18 protein-coding genes are annotated in these 14,575 nt (G+C 47.1%); 11 read left to right on the top strand and 7 right to left on the bottom strand.

Going from position 1 to position 14,575, the window contains the following annotated elements; all coding sequences use genetic code 11:
• The first annotated feature begins 361 nt into the window (after positions 1-361).
• From KDK17_RS08760 to dprA, 3 genes are all read left to right on the top strand, one after another.
• Positions 362-1,243 (top strand): SPRY domain-containing protein, encoded by an 882-nt coding sequence (locus tag KDK17_RS08760; RefSeq protein WP_257253710.1) that lies wholly within the window; start codon positions 362-364, stop codon positions 1,241-1,243.
• Between the two features lie 321 nt (positions 1,244-1,564).
• Positions 1,565-2,593 (top strand): LysM peptidoglycan-binding domain-containing protein, encoded by a 1,029-nt coding sequence (locus KDK17_RS08755; RefSeq protein ID WP_257275700.1) that lies wholly within the window; start codon positions 1,565-1,567, stop codon positions 2,591-2,593.
• 6 nt (positions 2,594-2,599) lie between these two features.
• Complete coding sequence (dprA, locus tag KDK17_RS08750; RefSeq protein WP_257275701.1) at positions 2,600-3,727, top strand: DNA-processing protein DprA; 1,128 nt, start codon at positions 2,600-2,602, stop codon at positions 3,725-3,727.
• On the opposite strand, the gene KDK17_RS08745 is transcribed toward dprA, so the two are convergent.
• Complete coding sequence (locus tag KDK17_RS08745) at positions 3,728-3,856, bottom strand: hypothetical protein (RefSeq protein WP_257254290.1); 129 nt, start codon at positions 3,854-3,856, stop codon at positions 3,728-3,730.
• Between the two features lie 47 nt (positions 3,857-3,903).
• Between KDK17_RS08745 and KDK17_RS08740 the strand changes: the two genes are divergently transcribed.
• A complete protein-coding gene (locus KDK17_RS08740) occupies positions 3,904-4,485 on the top strand; it encodes an HNH endonuclease (protein ID WP_257254289.1) in 582 nt (193 codons plus the stop codon).
• Positions 4,486-4,706: 221 nt separating this feature from the next.
• Here the strand turns inward: KDK17_RS08740 and KDK17_RS08735 are convergent, their stop codons facing one another.
• The 4 genes from KDK17_RS08735 to KDK17_RS08720 form a co-directional block, all read right to left on the bottom strand.
• Positions 4,707-5,798, bottom strand: a complete 1,092-nt coding sequence (locus KDK17_RS08735) for a DNA cytosine methyltransferase (protein ID WP_257287874.1) — start codon at positions 5,796-5,798, stop codon at positions 4,707-4,709.
• Positions 5,799-5,858: 60 nt separating this feature from the next.
• Entirely contained in the window at positions 5,859-6,899 is a 1,041-nt protein-coding gene (locus KDK17_RS08730; RefSeq protein WP_257281598.1) for a DUF262 domain-containing protein, read from the bottom strand.
• On the bottom strand, positions 6,884-7,930 hold the full coding sequence (locus tag KDK17_RS08725; RefSeq protein ID WP_257281599.1) for an SIR2 family protein: 1,047 nt from the start codon (positions 7,928-7,930) through the stop codon (positions 6,884-6,886). Before KDK17_RS08725 ends, KDK17_RS08730 begins: the two co-directional genes overlap by 16 nt.
• A gap of 74 nt (positions 7,931-8,004) precedes the next feature.
• Complete coding sequence (locus tag KDK17_RS08720; RefSeq protein WP_257287873.1) at positions 8,005-8,229, bottom strand: hypothetical protein; 225 nt, start codon at positions 8,227-8,229, stop codon at positions 8,005-8,007.
• A gap of 588 nt (positions 8,230-8,817) precedes the next feature.
• On the opposite strand from KDK17_RS08720, the gene purE reads away from it, so the two are divergent.
• The 4 genes from purE (at position 8,818) to hemF (ending at position 12,111) form a co-directional block, all read left to right on the top strand.
• Positions 8,818-9,303 (top strand): 5-(carboxyamino)imidazole ribonucleotide mutase, encoded by a 486-nt coding sequence (purE, locus tag KDK17_RS08715; RefSeq protein ID WP_257255483.1) that lies wholly within the window; start codon positions 8,818-8,820, stop codon positions 9,301-9,303.
• Between the two features lie 4 nt (positions 9,304-9,307).
• Positions 9,308-10,447 (top strand): 5-(carboxyamino)imidazole ribonucleotide synthase, encoded by a 1,140-nt coding sequence (locus KDK17_RS08710; protein WP_257287872.1) that lies wholly within the window; start codon positions 9,308-9,310, stop codon positions 10,445-10,447.
• Between the two features lie 77 nt (positions 10,448-10,524).
• Positions 10,525-11,070 (top strand): L-threonylcarbamoyladenylate synthase, encoded by a 546-nt coding sequence (locus tag KDK17_RS08705; protein WP_257287871.1) that lies wholly within the window; start codon positions 10,525-10,527, stop codon positions 11,068-11,070.
• Between the two features lie 54 nt (positions 11,071-11,124).
• Positions 11,125-12,111, top strand: coding sequence for an oxygen-dependent coproporphyrinogen oxidase (gene hemF / locus KDK17_RS08700; protein ID WP_257287870.1), 987 nt, complete (start codon positions 11,125-11,127; stop codon positions 12,109-12,111).
• A gap of 11 nt (positions 12,112-12,122) precedes the next feature.
• On the opposite strand, the gene KDK17_RS08695 is transcribed toward hemF, so the two are convergent.
• Together KDK17_RS08695 and KDK17_RS08690 are read right to left on the bottom strand one after the other, a co-directional pair.
• A complete protein-coding gene (locus KDK17_RS08695; RefSeq protein WP_257254902.1) occupies positions 12,123-12,389 on the bottom strand; it encodes a type II toxin-antitoxin system RelE/ParE family toxin in 267 nt (88 codons plus the stop codon).
• Positions 12,390-12,392: 3 nt separating this feature from the next.
• Positions 12,393-12,623: a CopG family ribbon-helix-helix protein gene (locus tag KDK17_RS08690; RefSeq protein WP_257281602.1), complete on the bottom strand. Its 231-nt coding sequence runs from the start codon at positions 12,621-12,623 to the stop codon at positions 12,393-12,395.
• A gap of 182 nt (positions 12,624-12,805) precedes the next feature.
• On the opposite strand from KDK17_RS08690, the gene aroE reads away from it, so the two are divergent.
• The 3 genes from aroE to KDK17_RS08675 all read left to right on the top strand — a co-directional run bounded on the left by aroE (position 12,806) and on the right by KDK17_RS08675 (position 14,485).
• A complete protein-coding gene (aroE, locus tag KDK17_RS08685) occupies positions 12,806-13,642 on the top strand; it encodes a shikimate dehydrogenase (protein ID WP_257281603.1) in 837 nt (278 codons plus the stop codon).
• Positions 13,643-13,916: 274 nt separating this feature from the next.
• Positions 13,917-14,177 carry a type II toxin-antitoxin system Phd/YefM family antitoxin gene (locus tag KDK17_RS08680; RefSeq protein ID WP_257254905.1) on the top strand — a complete coding sequence of 87 codons (261 nt, stop codon included), beginning with the start codon at positions 13,917-13,919 and terminating at the stop codon, positions 14,175-14,177.
• Positions 14,177-14,485, top strand: coding sequence for a type II toxin-antitoxin system RelE/ParE family toxin (locus KDK17_RS08675; RefSeq protein ID WP_257281604.1), 309 nt, complete (start codon positions 14,177-14,179; stop codon positions 14,483-14,485). Before KDK17_RS08680 ends, KDK17_RS08675 begins: the two co-directional genes overlap by 1 nt.
• The last annotated feature ends 90 nt before the right edge of the window (positions 14,486-14,575 follow it).

Here is a 14,575-nt window from a genome sequence, read left to right as displayed (position 1 = left end):
GCCTGTCGGACTTAAGGCTGTCCTACTGCGGTTGCAATAAATTGGTCTAAAAATTTCTTGCAATCCTCACTACGGACGCTTAAGTCCGACAGGCTGCTAGATGGTCGTGGGCTTAAGAAGAGCGCAGCATCGGAGTATGATTTCCATGGTCTTGCCATTGTCTGGCAGTCAGTCAGACAATGGCAGGCAGGGACAAGTGTATGACTGTTGGCGAGGACCGGCTGTTTGAAGTTGATTTTTAATCGTTCAAACCCGGAAAGTTACCTATGGAGTGGTGAAGATCGGGTCAGAAAAAAGAACTTTTTTAATTTAAAGTTGTCGAAATAAATATAGATATTGAGTAATTAACAAGGATGTAATTATGAATCTAACAAGCCATATTTCACATTACCTGTCGTATTTATCAATACCTTCTCTAACTTCCTGCTTTTATAGTTACTGGGCAGGAAGGAAAGTCGACCAAATGGTCCGATTGCCTGAGTGTACCTATACATCTCTATCTTTAAAAGCCTTGGAAAGTGAGGATTATACTGCTCTCTCCGCACGCACCATTTGGGATAAAGCCAAAAGCAGCAGCAATATTAACATCTACGAAGATGACCCAACAAAATTAGAACGTAATAACCCCGGTAAAGGAATAGATACTGCCATGTCGGATACCGGCTTTTCAAAAGGCATTCATATTCTGGATATTGAATGGCCGACCGGAATGCGAGGTACTCATCCGGTGATTGGGGTCGCACTGGAAGGATCCCCTAATCAAGGAATAGGTTACAGAAATCTTCTTGGCGGCACAGAGTCATCATGGGGCTGGGATATAAAAAGCAAGGAACTGCTTCATAATGGTCAAATTATAGGCAATTACCCCGAAGATAAATCAAATGGATCATTTGATGTGCCCGAAAAGATAAGCTGTATAATTGATATGAATGCAGGAGTTATAGGCTTCAAAATCGGCGGGAAATATCTGGGAGACGCATTTTCGGGGCTAAAGCATAAAACTGTTTTCCTGGCTGTGTCCGTTGTTCGGACAAGCACAGCAATCTCTGTCAACTATATCAAAGGCTCTAATACCACTCTTTCGCTACAAGATCTGTCAAAGCTGGCAATAAGAAAGCGGGTTAAATTTGAAGAGCAAATTGCCCAACTTCCTACTGCTCCACCATTAAAGAGATTCATTGCCGATCAGGAAATGACCGACGCTGATGGCAACGATGATAATACTGACCAGGAAAATATATAACTTTGCTGGCTGCTTTAACGGGTGTCTTCATCTTCCCGGCTGCTTTCCAGCCATCCTAATGTAGGCAAAAATCACTGGTTTGGATAGTTTTCTGATTTGTTCTGAAGTACAGAAAGACCGTTGCCGGTCGAGAACAATAGTGATTCAGTCTTGTCTCCGATCTGTTGTTTTATCGGCTATGGGGCCAGCGAAATAAAAAGGATAAGTCACAATTCAGTGGGCAGATTCTCTTCGTATTGAAGCGTTTGATTGCCCGATGACAGGACCCGTTGGTAAACTGCCGGGATAAAACCAACAACAAGTGCAAGGGATCGTGAACCAATGAGAAGCACAGTACTGGGCATTCTTCTGCTCTGCCTGTCGTCAGCAGGGATAGCTTACGAGAATCCGATCAAGTCAGATTCTCCCCAGGATTATCTGGTAAAAAAAGGGGACACGCTCTGGGAAATCTCCAACCGTTTTCTGAAAAGTCCCTGGCTGTGGCCTGAAATCTGGCACGCAAACCCCCAGATACATAACCCCCATCTGATTTTCCCCGGAGACCTGGTGAGCCTTGTCTACATCGATGGTCGCCCGAGGCTGACGGTTGTCCGTCGTGGCGAGAGTGGCAGAACTGTCAAACTTAGCCCGAAAGTGAGAACACTGCCTGCTGAAGCGGCTATTCCTGCTATCCCACTCAGCGCAATCGATGCCTTTCTCAAGAGCAGCCGGGTATTTACCTCTAAACTGGCGTTAGACGGTGCTCCTTATATATTTGCTTCCAGACAGGAACGGATCATTACCGGTGCGGGAGACAAGGTTTATGCCCGGGGACCCATAGATTCACTGGACAAGAATCTCGACATTCTTAGGGCCGGAGGCGTTTTGAGGGATCCTGACAGTGGTGAAGTACTGGGTATTATCGGCCATGAAATAGCAGGTGCCTCCCTGCAAAAAGTAGACAATGGCATTGCCAGCCTGAACATCCAGACAAGTCTTCAGGAGGTGAGGCCGGGTGATAAGGTAGTGCCGGCAGACACCTTTAGCCTCCAAACCACCTTTTTTCCCAGGGCACCTGATGCGCCGTTAGAAGGCAAAATTGTCTCTGTTGTTGATGGTGTAAAAAAAGTGGGTCAGTTCAACAGCGTCATTATTAACCGGGGTATCCGGGAAGGTTTGCGTCAGGGCGATATATTCAACGCCTACAAGAATACGGAGGTTAAAGATCAGATCAGTGGTGAAATGGTCAATTTGCCTCCTGAGAAAGCCGGCATGATCATGATTTATCGCCCTTTTGAAAAAGTGAGCTATGGTATTGTGCTGACGGCCTATGAAGAAATAGGTGTAGGCGATACTCTGAAAAGCCCCTGAGGTGCGATGATTCAACAACATGACTCCAGCTGGCAGCAGTTAAAACAATGGCTGCTGCTTTCATTTCAGCCCGGACTGGGTGCGGTTCGCCTCAATGCCCTGGTCCGGGAGTTTGGTTCTGCAAGCGCTGTTTTGTCAGCCTCTTATCAGTCATTGAGGATGGGGCTGCCGGAAAAACTGGCGGCGCAATTATCGGGAAATCCTGAGACACCAGATATTACTGAGCGTCTGAACCATTGTCGACTCTGGCTGGAATCCAGTCAGGCTCATCACATTATTACCCTGCAATCGCCTCAATACCCTGCTGCTCTCAAGGAGTTAAGTGACCCTCCTCCCTTGCTTTACGTGATGGGTAATCTCGATCTGTTGAATGAGCCCCAAGTGGCCATTGTCGGAAGCCGCAGGCCGACCCCTCAGGCTCGTCGATTGGCTCAGGAGATGGCCATGGATTTGTCTCGAAAGGGACTGGTGATTACCAGCGGCATGGCGCTGGGAATTGATGCAGCCGCTCATCAGGGAGCATTGGGCAGTTATGGCAGTACCATAGCGGTTCTGGGAACCGGGGTGGATGTGGTTTATCCAAGGAGTCATGGCGACCTTTATCAGGCTATAGCCATGCAGGGCGCAATTGTGAGTGAGTTTCCTCTGGGGACGACACCTAAACCCGGACATTTTCCAAGAAGAAATCGCATCATCAGTGGTTTGTCTGTCGGTGTTCTGGTGGTAGAAGCAGCGCTTAACAGCGGTTCATTGATTTCGGCCAGACTGGCTGCTGAGCAGGGACGAGAAGTGTTTGCTGTACCGGGTTCTGTTTTAAATCCTCTCAGTCGTGGTTGTCATAAGCTCATAAAGGAAGGAGCTGTTCTGGTTGAATCGGCTGAGGATATCCTGGTCGAGTTACAGAGCTATCTGAGAGCTTATGTGGTATCCACCTCTGAGCCAGAACCGATCAACTCTGATTTATCAGGGGTTCAGAGAGTCATTCTGGAAATTATGAGCGCTGAAGCCATCAGTGTGGATCTGATTTGCCAGATATCAGGGCTCTCGTTTGACGAAGTTTCTGTCATTCTGACTGAGATGGAGCTGGAGGGTTTTATTGAGTCGGTGCCTGGTGGTTATATCCGAGTGGGGTAATTATCTCACTTCCTCGCCAGCTCTTGCTTCATATCGGTCAATAATAGCCTCAACCTGCATGGGCTTTGCGGTATGTCGTAATTTCGGCAGGTCGTAAAGCAGGGGCATCCCTATGCGGGAGTGCGCCATTCCGCAAGCCATCGGGTTATAACTCGCCAATCCAAGCCGCACAGACAATGACATTCACTAATAATTTAAATCTTTCACTTCTGGTACGATATACCACAAACTTTCGTACAAGAAATGAAATATCTATGACGTTCGAAGAGTATTATCAGAAGCTTCCCATCAACAAGAAGAAGTTGAGTAATGTAAAGCAGACCATCTTGAAGCGTTTATGGGGACAAGATAGCAATCCATTTCCTAAGCCTTGGGTATCTTCCGCTGAACTGCTTGAACTGACAAGTCAGAAGTACTTTGATCGTCGAACCAGAGAGTTAAGAGATGCGTTGGGTTGTGACCTGGAATCTGCTTATCAGGAAGAATTTGAAGGCCATGCCTGGCGTTTTAGATCAGACACTCTGACTGCTCCACAAGCGCGAAAATATCTCACAAAAGCGCAAAAAGATCGTCTTTTTACTGAAGCTGAAAATACCTGTGCAACCTGCGCTACACAAACCGAAGCGGGTGTCAGAGGTTTACAAGCAGACCACAAAGTACCTCTTTCCCGCGGAGGAACTAATGATTTAGAAACTGGCAGCCTATGTGTAACAACTGCAATGTTGGGAAGAGGAGAGCTTGCGAAGGTTGCCACCTGAACTGTTAGACCTGTTCATGGGCTTTCCCTGAAAAACATGGTGTACCTTTTATTTTGAACCTCAGTGAGCCAGTACTGAAGGTTATTGACAGTATCAGCGAGACTAAATCCATCAGTCGAGAAGAGGCTATCAGAATAGCTGTAGAAGCTTATCGTGAAGAATTTCTGACCAGTAAGCCGACATGATTGGGTGGTATCGCTCATGCAAATGCTTGTTAATGATCAGCCTGCCCGTGCAGTGAGATCCTGATCCCTAAACATATCCATTGTTTCAAAGGCTCGATGTGATGACGCCAACTTACGAACCGGTGCTTTCTGCAGAAGTGCCTTCCTGATTTGTCTACCTACAGCCTCTGCAACAGGTGCGGGAAATGCATTGCCGACCTGTCGATAGGCATGGGTCTTTCCACCAAAAAACTCCCAATAGTCAGGAAAACCCTGAATTCTTGCAGCCATTCGAATATTCAGCAACGGCATCCCTTCGCAACCAGGCTGGATCGTTCCATCTCTTTTGAGAACGCCTATGAAACCTTCTCCTGGAATCTCATCATCATTTGCAACTCGGTGAGCATTTACACCAAGCTCTTGCCACTGTCGTTTGGTTCTGGTAGGCCCCAGATCGGGTCCTCCATGTTTTTTAGATCCACCTACAAGTGTCGGAGCTATTTTATCAGCCCTCTTTTTCCATTTATCAACGCCTTCCCAACCATTCGATGACATGAGATCACAAAGAGCTTCACCTACAGTTTTAGGTCGCGTATTCAGAGGTTGAGGCCAGTGAAAATGCTTAAAGTAATCAGGCTTCATTGTCACCAGGATAACTCTGGGTCTTAACTGGGGCACACCAAAATCACTGGCCTGATGCAGCTTCCAATCAGAGAGATAACCCATCTCAAAGAGCGTATTAGATATTTCATCTCGGTAATCTTTGAACTTATCTTCCAGAAGCCCTGGAACATTTTCCAGCATCACGGCTTTAGGTTGAACCTTCTGAAGAATCTCCAGCGCCGTGGGGAAAAGATCACGTTCATCATTGCTACCAAGCTGCATACCGGCTTTGCTGAATGGAGGGCATGGCACTCCCCCTGCAACCAGATCAATTTGCCCCTGGTAGTCTTCAGCTTCATGTTCTGCAAAGTGCTTTAGGTCACTCTCAATGATATTGTCCCACCCCAAGCCATGAGCCTGATTATTGAGGCGCAAAGTCTGACTGGCATGATGATCGATCTCAATGAGGGCTGCATGAGAAAAACCTGCCACGTGCAAACCTATGGCCTGACCGCCGGCACCAGCACACATTTCAATCGTTTTCATCAAAAAACCTGTTTAATGTTCAAAACGGCAATTATACCAAGTTCAACTGTATGAAAAAAATCACTCCAACTCGAGATAATTTTTCAGCGCCTTCACTCTACGCTGCCGCTGCCCTTTATCCTTGGTTCTGGAAGACATACTTTTGCTGTAGGCTTCGACATTTTCATTGTCAGAGTCTCGGGAGCGAAGTTTTGTATAGAATTCAGTAAGTTTTCCCTTAATGCAATGAGGTTTTATGCCTTCTCTTTCACAAAAGTCTGACAGACACCAGATGCCATAAAGATGTGAAACGCCTCCGACATTGAACTTTTGATACTCAATATCCAAAGATTTCATAAAGTCAGTAACAAGTGAAAACCTGGCTTTGATGTAACTCCAGTCTAGAGTTTCTTTACTGTACTTCTCATAAAGCTCATCCAATATATTCTGGTTCGCATGCAATGGCTTCCCCTCAATTTGCTGAAACATTATTTCCGAAATAAATTCGTAATGCTCCATCCTGGCGACATCTGTACCTTCCAGTCGCTCTCTCCAAAATGGGATTTCAGAAACCCTTTCGATAAGGTCAAGAAGCTGGCTTCCATGATACTTTGACCTTCTCAACTCTTGTCCCTTCAATGGCTCCCCGTTACGGTTTAGTCTGTCGAATATATTATCTATTACTTCTTTATCTGAAGTATCTATATATTCAATGGGAATAACATACCTCCAAAACCGTTTTTTATAATCAGTCAAATTCTTTTCATCTAAATCCCTAAAGTACACCCCGGCTATTTTTTCATCATGAAAAGGTGTGTTTTCAAACTCATCTGATGCCGGTATTTCATTTTTTAAAAACCGAACTATAGAGGTCAAACGCTGCTTGCCGTCGATGACATCATATTTTGTTTTACCTGTATCATCGTCTATTTTTTGATGTAAAAAAATAGGCGGAATGGGAAAGTTTTTAAGCAAGCTATCAATGAAAAATGACTGTTTTTCGTCGCTCCAAACACTGTCCCTTTGGTAAGCAGGGGCAAAATTATATTTGTTCAGTAAGTAGCTCTCCCAGAAGTTAGCCACCGTGATCGTGTTCGTTTCTCGCATCAGGCTGACTGACATTTCATCTTCTCCTTGAGAGTCTCAGAACTGGAATATGTAACAAAATTACTGAATATACTTGTCAGAACAGCATTGATTGTTCTTTGAGGGTTAGGGTTTATCATGGTCACGTCGAGTAAGGGGTCACAGCCCGTAAACAGCTCGTCAAGCTCAGACCTGTCTACGTGCCAGTAAGACAAGCCACAAATAATCATTTCGTCATCCTTGTCTAGCCTATCAGCCTTGAGCTTTGCTTCAGCTCTAATAGGAAAAGACCACGTGTGACGAAAACGCTCTGAGTCACCTGCTGGGGGAATCAGGGCTGTAATAAGGTGATTATCATCCAGGCCATCATAAGCAACCGAAAATTCCTCTGTCGAACCATCCTGAAGCTCACGGTCGTACTTTATTCCATAAGAGTCTCTGGCAGATTTGCTCTCATGAAGAAAACTAATTGAGCCATGAGGCTTGAGTATTTTTATCCTTGCATTTTCCACTCTGTCACCCACAAGCCCAACTTTGTAGGGTATCTTGAATCGGTCTAGAAGGCGCTCTAGCCATACGTCGTAATTGTATGTGACGACCACTATTTCGCTATAGCTATCTGACTGACTGGCATGCCTTATAAACTCAAGCCAAGGCCAGCTCTGAGCTGAGTCCGGTATTTCTGGCACTTGTTTGTTATAAAAAACAAACAAGTGCTTAATATATTGGATGAATTCCTTGTAGGCGTGGATATAGATATCGTTAGGTCGGTCACCTAGGCCAACCTCATCAGGCTTCTTCTTTGATGCATAGACGTTTACGCACGTGATAATGTCCTCGATCAGATCCATTGCGTCCCTGGCACTCATGTTTGGTCTGGCCCCTAGGTTCCATAAGTTCGGACAGTGTTTAAAAGACAGGAAGCCCGGCATTCCTGTTGCTGGCCAAGGAACCTCGGTGCCTCTTCGAAACAAATTTATTACGTCTATATCATCAAATCGACCAATATGTTTCAGGAAATCTATGGTGAATCCGTTACCCAGAATCAAGAACAACTTCTTACTCAAAAAAATTCCTTGTATTTCTATAAGACAAATTAATGTTTGCAGGCAAAGCGGAACTTGTTTTCAAGCAGCTACGCCTAACCTACTAACCACTGCTTCAGTTTTGACTCATCAAAAATGACCTGTTCAAACTCTTCTGGCGACTCTGCCTCAAATCGCACGTCTACAAACTCCTGATAATCATCATCTTGTGACGTTTTCATTTCCATCAGAGAGTAACGCAGGCTGTCGTCAATTTCCCGGTGTCGAGGGTCTTCGGGAAGCACGCAGATTTTCAGAATTTTGTGCCCCTGCACGTACACGAAGGAAGGGCCGGTATCGTTACGGTACGACTGGTCTTTGAAGTAGACCGGAATACGGATGCCCAGTGGGTAATCCTTGCCAAACTACTGCTTGTACGGTTCCATTACTACCCCTGAATTAAATAGTCTTAAAGATGCTTATTTTAAACCTTGCAGCGCACTGTGTTAAAAAAATTTTTGTGTTCCAATTTTGCACTACAAGCCAAACTTCATAACAGGCACAAAGATCAGAATCTTCACGGTCATTAACTAGAAAAGTGGGGTCTGTAAGACGAACATCACCGACTAGACTGTGGACCGGCAAAGTCCGGAAACGCATCAAGGCTGGTTTGCCAGCAGCACAGCGAAATGAAACCATGAACAGGTTTCATCCCTATGGTATTAGTTTGTAGAACCCGATTCACGTTGGGGATGCTTATGCTCATTAGTGTGGGCCTGAGTCTCACACTGAATAAAAAATGATCGTTTTCCCTGTGATTCAGATTTTATTGCAAGATTTTTTAATGCCTATTCGCTCAAACGTACAAGTCTTCTTATAATCTACCCCGAATCATCCACCGACCATTACACGGCTTACAGGAGTTTGAGATGGAAGTCGGCATTATCATGGGGTCCAGGTCAGACTGGCCAACGATGAAACTGGCAGCGGACATGCTGGACCGGTTTGGAGTCCGTTATGAAACCAGAGTGGTTTCAGCGCACCGGACTCCCCAGCTGTTGGCTGACTATGCCACAGGCGCTAAAGAGCGGGGCCTCAAAGTCATCATTGCAGGCGCAGGCGGCGCGGCTCACCTGCCCGGCATGGCAGCCGCTTTCACTAGCCTGCCTGTTCTGGGAGTCCCCGTTCAGTCCAAAGCACTGAAAGGTATAGATTCATTACTGTCTATCGCACAGATGCCCAAGGGGATTGCCGTAGGAACTTTGGCCATTGGCGAGGCAGGTGCCGCCAATGCGGGTATTCTGGCTGCTCAAATCATTGGTACGCACAATGAAGCGGTCATGGCTAAGATAGAAGCTTTCCGTAAAGAACAAACGGACACGGTTCTGGCTAATCCCAATCCGGCTGAGGATTAATCTGATGCATGTTTTAGTGCTGGGGGCAGGCCAGCTGGCGCGAATGATGTCATTGGCTGGCGCACCGCTGAACATTCAAATCAGTGCTTATGATGTCAACAGCGAAACAGTGGTTCACCCGCTGACTCAAATGACCACCGGTAATGACTTGGCATCCGCTATCAGACAGGCTGATGTCATTACCGCAGAATTTGAACACATTCCCCTCGATATTCTGGCTGTCTGTGAGAAAAGCGGCAAATTTCTGCCTTCTACAGAAGCCATCAAGGCAGGTGGCGACCGGCGTATCGAGAAAAAAAGACTGGACGATGCCGGTGTTAAAAATGCCCGATACTTTGTCATTCAGACTTATGAAGACTTCCACAAAGCGATTGAGCATGTGGGTGTGCCTATGGTTCTCAAGAGTGCTTTGGGCGGCTACGACGGTAAAGGGCAGTGGCGGTTAAAAGAGCTTGATCAGGCTGATACCATCTGGGCAGAAATGGCCGAATGCATTGCAGCTACTGATCATCAGGCGATTGTTGCTGAAGAGTTTGTCCCCTTTGATCGTGAAGTCTCAATGGTCGGTGCCCGAAGTGCAAACGGAACGGTTGCTGTCTACCCTCTGGCCGAGAATGTTCATACCAACGGAGTACTGAGTCTTTCTACAGCCATCACTGATCAGGCATTGCAGGAACAGGCAAAGCAGATGTTCACTGCTGTCGCTGAGAGTCTTGGCTATGTCGGAGTGCTGGCACTGGAGTTTTTTGATGTGAGTGGTTCCCTGCTGGTCAATGAAATCGCGCCAAGAGTGCACAACTCCGGGCACTGGACTCAGCAAGGTTCTGAAACCTGTCAGTTCGAAAACCATCTTCGCGCTATTTGTGCAATGCCTCTGGGCAGCACCCGACTGATCCGAGAAACCACCATGATCAACATATTGGGTGAAGACAGGCTTCCTGAAGCGGTGATGGCAGTGGCAGGCGTTCATGTACATTGGTACGGCAAAGTAAAACGTTCTGGCCGTAAGATGGGCCACATCAATGTTTGTGGTGATAGCTCTGGCAGTGTGCAAAACAAACTCTCTGATCTCGCGCAATGGCTCGATCAGGCAGCCTATCCTGCGCTGCATGAATTTGTCCGGAAGTCATCGACACAAGCTTGAGTCAATCCTGATCAGCTAGCAGCGTTTACACAGCCTTGCTAAACTCTGCTACTCGCTGATCAAGTTGATAAAACGCTATGTCTAAAATTCAGGCTGTTATCGAACAGGGCGGCGTCATAGCCTACCCTACGGAGGCGGTCTGGGGGCTCGGGTGTGACCCCTGGAATCGGGAAGCTGTCTACAAAGTGCTGGCCATCAAGCATCGCCCTGTTGAAAAAGGGTTGATACTGGTCGCCTCCTCTCAACAGCAGTTTGCCCCTCTGCTTTCTGACCTGACCGAAGCACAGCTTGAAACCTTATCAGCCAGTTGGCCGGGGCCTTATACCTGGCTGCTGCCTGATACTAAGCAATGGACCCCGGACTGGGTTCGTGGAAAGTTCGACACGGTGGCAGTCAGGGTCAGTGCTCATCCGGTGGTTAAAAAGCTCTGTGAACAGGCTGGGCAGCCGCTGGTATCTACTTCTGCCAATCGGGCAGGAGAACCTCCTTTAATGACAGAGCAACAGGTTCAGGAACAGATGGGGCAGCAGGTATCTCTGATTGTTTCCGGTGAAACGGGTCCACAGACCGAACCCTCTGAAATTCGTGATCTTCAGACAGGACAACTGGTCCGGGCTGGTTAATATCGGCTCTGTTAAACTGCGTCTCTTTTTTATCCAGCCAGCTCAGGGAGTATTATGGTGACCGATGCCCGTACTGGAAAAACCACCAGTCCAGAAAACAGCAGCGAATTGTTGGACAGCCATGAGCCTGTAGACAGCCATGAACAGGTAGACCGAGTCAGGCAATACCTGTTGTCACTGCAGGACGCTATTTGTAATGCTCTGGAAAAAGAAGACTCTGGCACTGTTTTCCGTGAGGAAACCTGGGATTACCACGGTGGCGGCGGTGGTCGTGCACGGGTTATTGAAGGCGGCTCGCTGTTTGAAAAAGGTGGAGTGAACTTCTCTTATGTGAAGGGCGATAAACTGCCACCTTCCGCCACAGCAAAAAGACCCGAGCTGGAAGGTCGGAGCTTTCAGGCCATGGGAGTCTCCCTGGTGATTCATCCCAGGAACCCATTTGTGCCAACGTCTCATGCCAATGTTCGTCTGTTGATTGCCGAAAAAGAAGGCGCTGATCCGGTCTGGTGGTTTGGTGGCGGTTATGATCTGACGCCCTATTACGGTTTCGAAGAGGACTGTACACACTGGCATCAGGTGGCCCGATCAGCTTGTGAGCCCTTTGGTGAAGAGGTCTACCCCCGTTACAAGAAATGGTGTGACGATTACTTCTTCCTGAAGCATCGAGATGAGCCCCGTGGTGTGGGCGGTCTGTTCTACGATGATCTCAACGAATGGCCCTTTGAACGCTGCTTCGAGTTTATGCAGGCGGTAGGCAATAGTTACATCGAAGCTTATCTGCCCATCGTTCAGAAGCGTAAAGATACTGAATACACGGAACAGAACCGTTATTTCCAGGAGTATCGACGCGGGCGTTATGTTGAGTTTAACCTTGTATACGACCGTGGAACACTGTTTGGTCTGCAATCCGGTGGGCGCACTGAGTCTATCCTGATGTCTTTGCCTCCTGTTGTGCGCTGGGATTACAATTGGCACCCGGAAGATGGGACAGAAGAGGCCCGTCTTTACAATGAATTCCTGAAACCCAGAGAGTGGGTCTGATATTTAACGAGCTACCGCTTTTGTTTTTCGTGAAAGATACGGGCAACCAGTAATTCTCTGGTTGTCAGAAGGTAATAAACCACGTAGGGCGTACCGACCACTTGTATTTTGCGATAGCGTCCCACCTTATTGCCTGCCATAGGATGGTCTTGCAGGCGATCCAGGTTAAATTTCAGAGTATCCAGAATTCGATCAGTGACGGCTGGACAGTGTTCATCAAGATAGGTGGCAATTTTCCGATAGTCGTTTCTGGCAGCAACTGACAACCTGACCTGCATTGACTAACGCTCCTCTTTCAGGAATTGTTCCAGAGAGATGGTTTCCATATCGCCTGATTCAACGGCACTGACCGTCTCTTCAACCTGCTGGAGTTGCCACTCTTCAGCATCCATATAATCCGTTACCACTTCCCGAATGAGCGTCGAAACATCTTTTTGATGAATAGCGGCGAGTTTGTCGAGCCGCTCGAGGTCATTTTGATCAAATCGAACGTTCTTTATCTTCATGGCCATAAGACTAATCCGTATATCTATAAAATATACAGATTAGCATCCTGACACTATTGCGCAAGTGGTACATCCTGTCCATTTTCAACAGAGAATATTGTATGGCTGGATAATTATCTCTCCCATTTTCTACCAACATCCTCTAGAGTACCGGAAGTTTTTTAGCTGCATTCCCCGAGAAAAAAAGAATGGCCATACCTGTTGATCACTACGCTGTGATGGGGAACCCCATTGAGCACAGCAAGTCGCCAAGAATTCATGCCATGTTTGCAGAGTCTGTCGGGCACAGGCTGAGTTATAACGCCCAACTGGTTCCGGTTGATGACTTTGAAGAGGCCGTTAAACGCTTCTTTGATAATGGTGGCTACCTGGGTCTGAGTGTAACGGTTCCTTTCAAGGAGCAGGCCTGGCAGCTATCAACCGTGCGAACGGGAAGGGCTGAGAAAGCAGGTGCAGTCAATACACTCTGGATGGATGAACAAGGTACTCTCAACGGAGACAACACGGATGGACTCGGTCTGGTTCGCGATCTGACGGTCAACAACAGTGTTTCTATCAAAGGAGCGAAGGTACTGGTTTTGGGCGCTGGTGGTGCAGTAAGAGGTGTCCTTGAGCCGATCCTTGCACAGGAACCATCGGAACTGGTGATTGCCAATCGGACTGTCAGCAAGGCTGAGACTCTGGCTGGTCTGTTTCCTGAGCAACCCGTAAAAGCTTCCGGTTTTTCAGAACTCGAAGGCTCTTTTGACATCATCATCAACGGTACTTCCGCCAGTTTACACGGCGATCTGCCTCCTGTTCCGGCAACAGTCATTGCTGCTTCGACCTGCTGCTATGACATGATGTATTCAGCGTCTAATACGGTATTCAATCGATGGGCTTTGGGTCAGGGGGCAGGAGCCGTGATTGATGGTTTGGGTATGCTGGTAGAACAGGCCGCAGAGCAATTTGCTATCTGGAGAGGTGTTCGTCCTGAGACCATTCCTGTTCTGGAAATGCTCAGAAATGAACTCTCTGGAGGCTGAACGACTGAGCAGCCAAACCCGGGGGGGCGGCCTCTGAAAAAAACATTTCAATAGCTTTTTCGTAATTCTCTATGCTCAGACGTTTCGAGAAAAAGGCGACTTAAAAGCAATTTTGCAGGCCGTATCCCTGGTAACGGTTTTTTGTAGGTGATACGGCGCTTTTGGGTGAACCGTCGAAAATCACGAAGCAGAAATTTATATTCTACATTTTAGCGGAAATAGGTTGATTTGATTATAATAAACGAATCGAACGATATTATGGAGACTAAAAACTATGCAGGCTCTTTCTGCTAATGAAGCCAAAACCCATTTTGGAGATATGTTGCTCAAAGCGCAGCGTAGCCCTGTTCAGATCAGTAAGAATGGTAAGCCCGTTGCTGTGGTTATCTCAGCTGACGAATACCAAAACATCGAGACGCTCAAGTTGCAAATGTTGAAGTTAAGGGCAGATCAGGCCAAAGCTGATATAGAAGCAGGCAAACTGGCTGATGGTGGTGCATTCTTTGATGAGCTGGAAGCAGGCCAACATGACTGATGGCTGCTTATCGCTTAACGCCGGATGCACAATCTGATCTGATCGAAATTCGCCGGTACACAGTAGCACAATGGGGAACTGCTCAGTCCGGAAAATACCTATCGGAACTCCGGCAAACCATTCACCTGCTTGCTGAAACGCCATCCCTTGGTAAGCATAGGACAGAGGTCGGATCAAATGTGTTGAGTTTTTCCCATTCGAGCCATGTCATCTATTACATGATGCATGAGGAAGTATTGGTGGTATTTGGTGTCTTACACAGACGAATGGTGCCGCTCAATCACCTGATCAATCGAGAGATCATCTAGCAGCCTGTCGGACTTAAGCGTCCGTAGCGAGGATTGCAGGAATTTTTAGACCAATTTATTGCAACCGCAGTAGGACAGCCTTAAGTCCGA

The organism is Endozoicomonas sp. SESOKO2 (assembly GCF_024606245.1).
Taxonomy (GTDB): Bacteria; Pseudomonadota; Gammaproteobacteria; order Pseudomonadales; family Endozoicomonadaceae; genus Endozoicomonas_A.
Note: the sequence above shows the minus strand (reverse complement) of the source record. Positions and strands in the feature narration are given on the sequence as shown.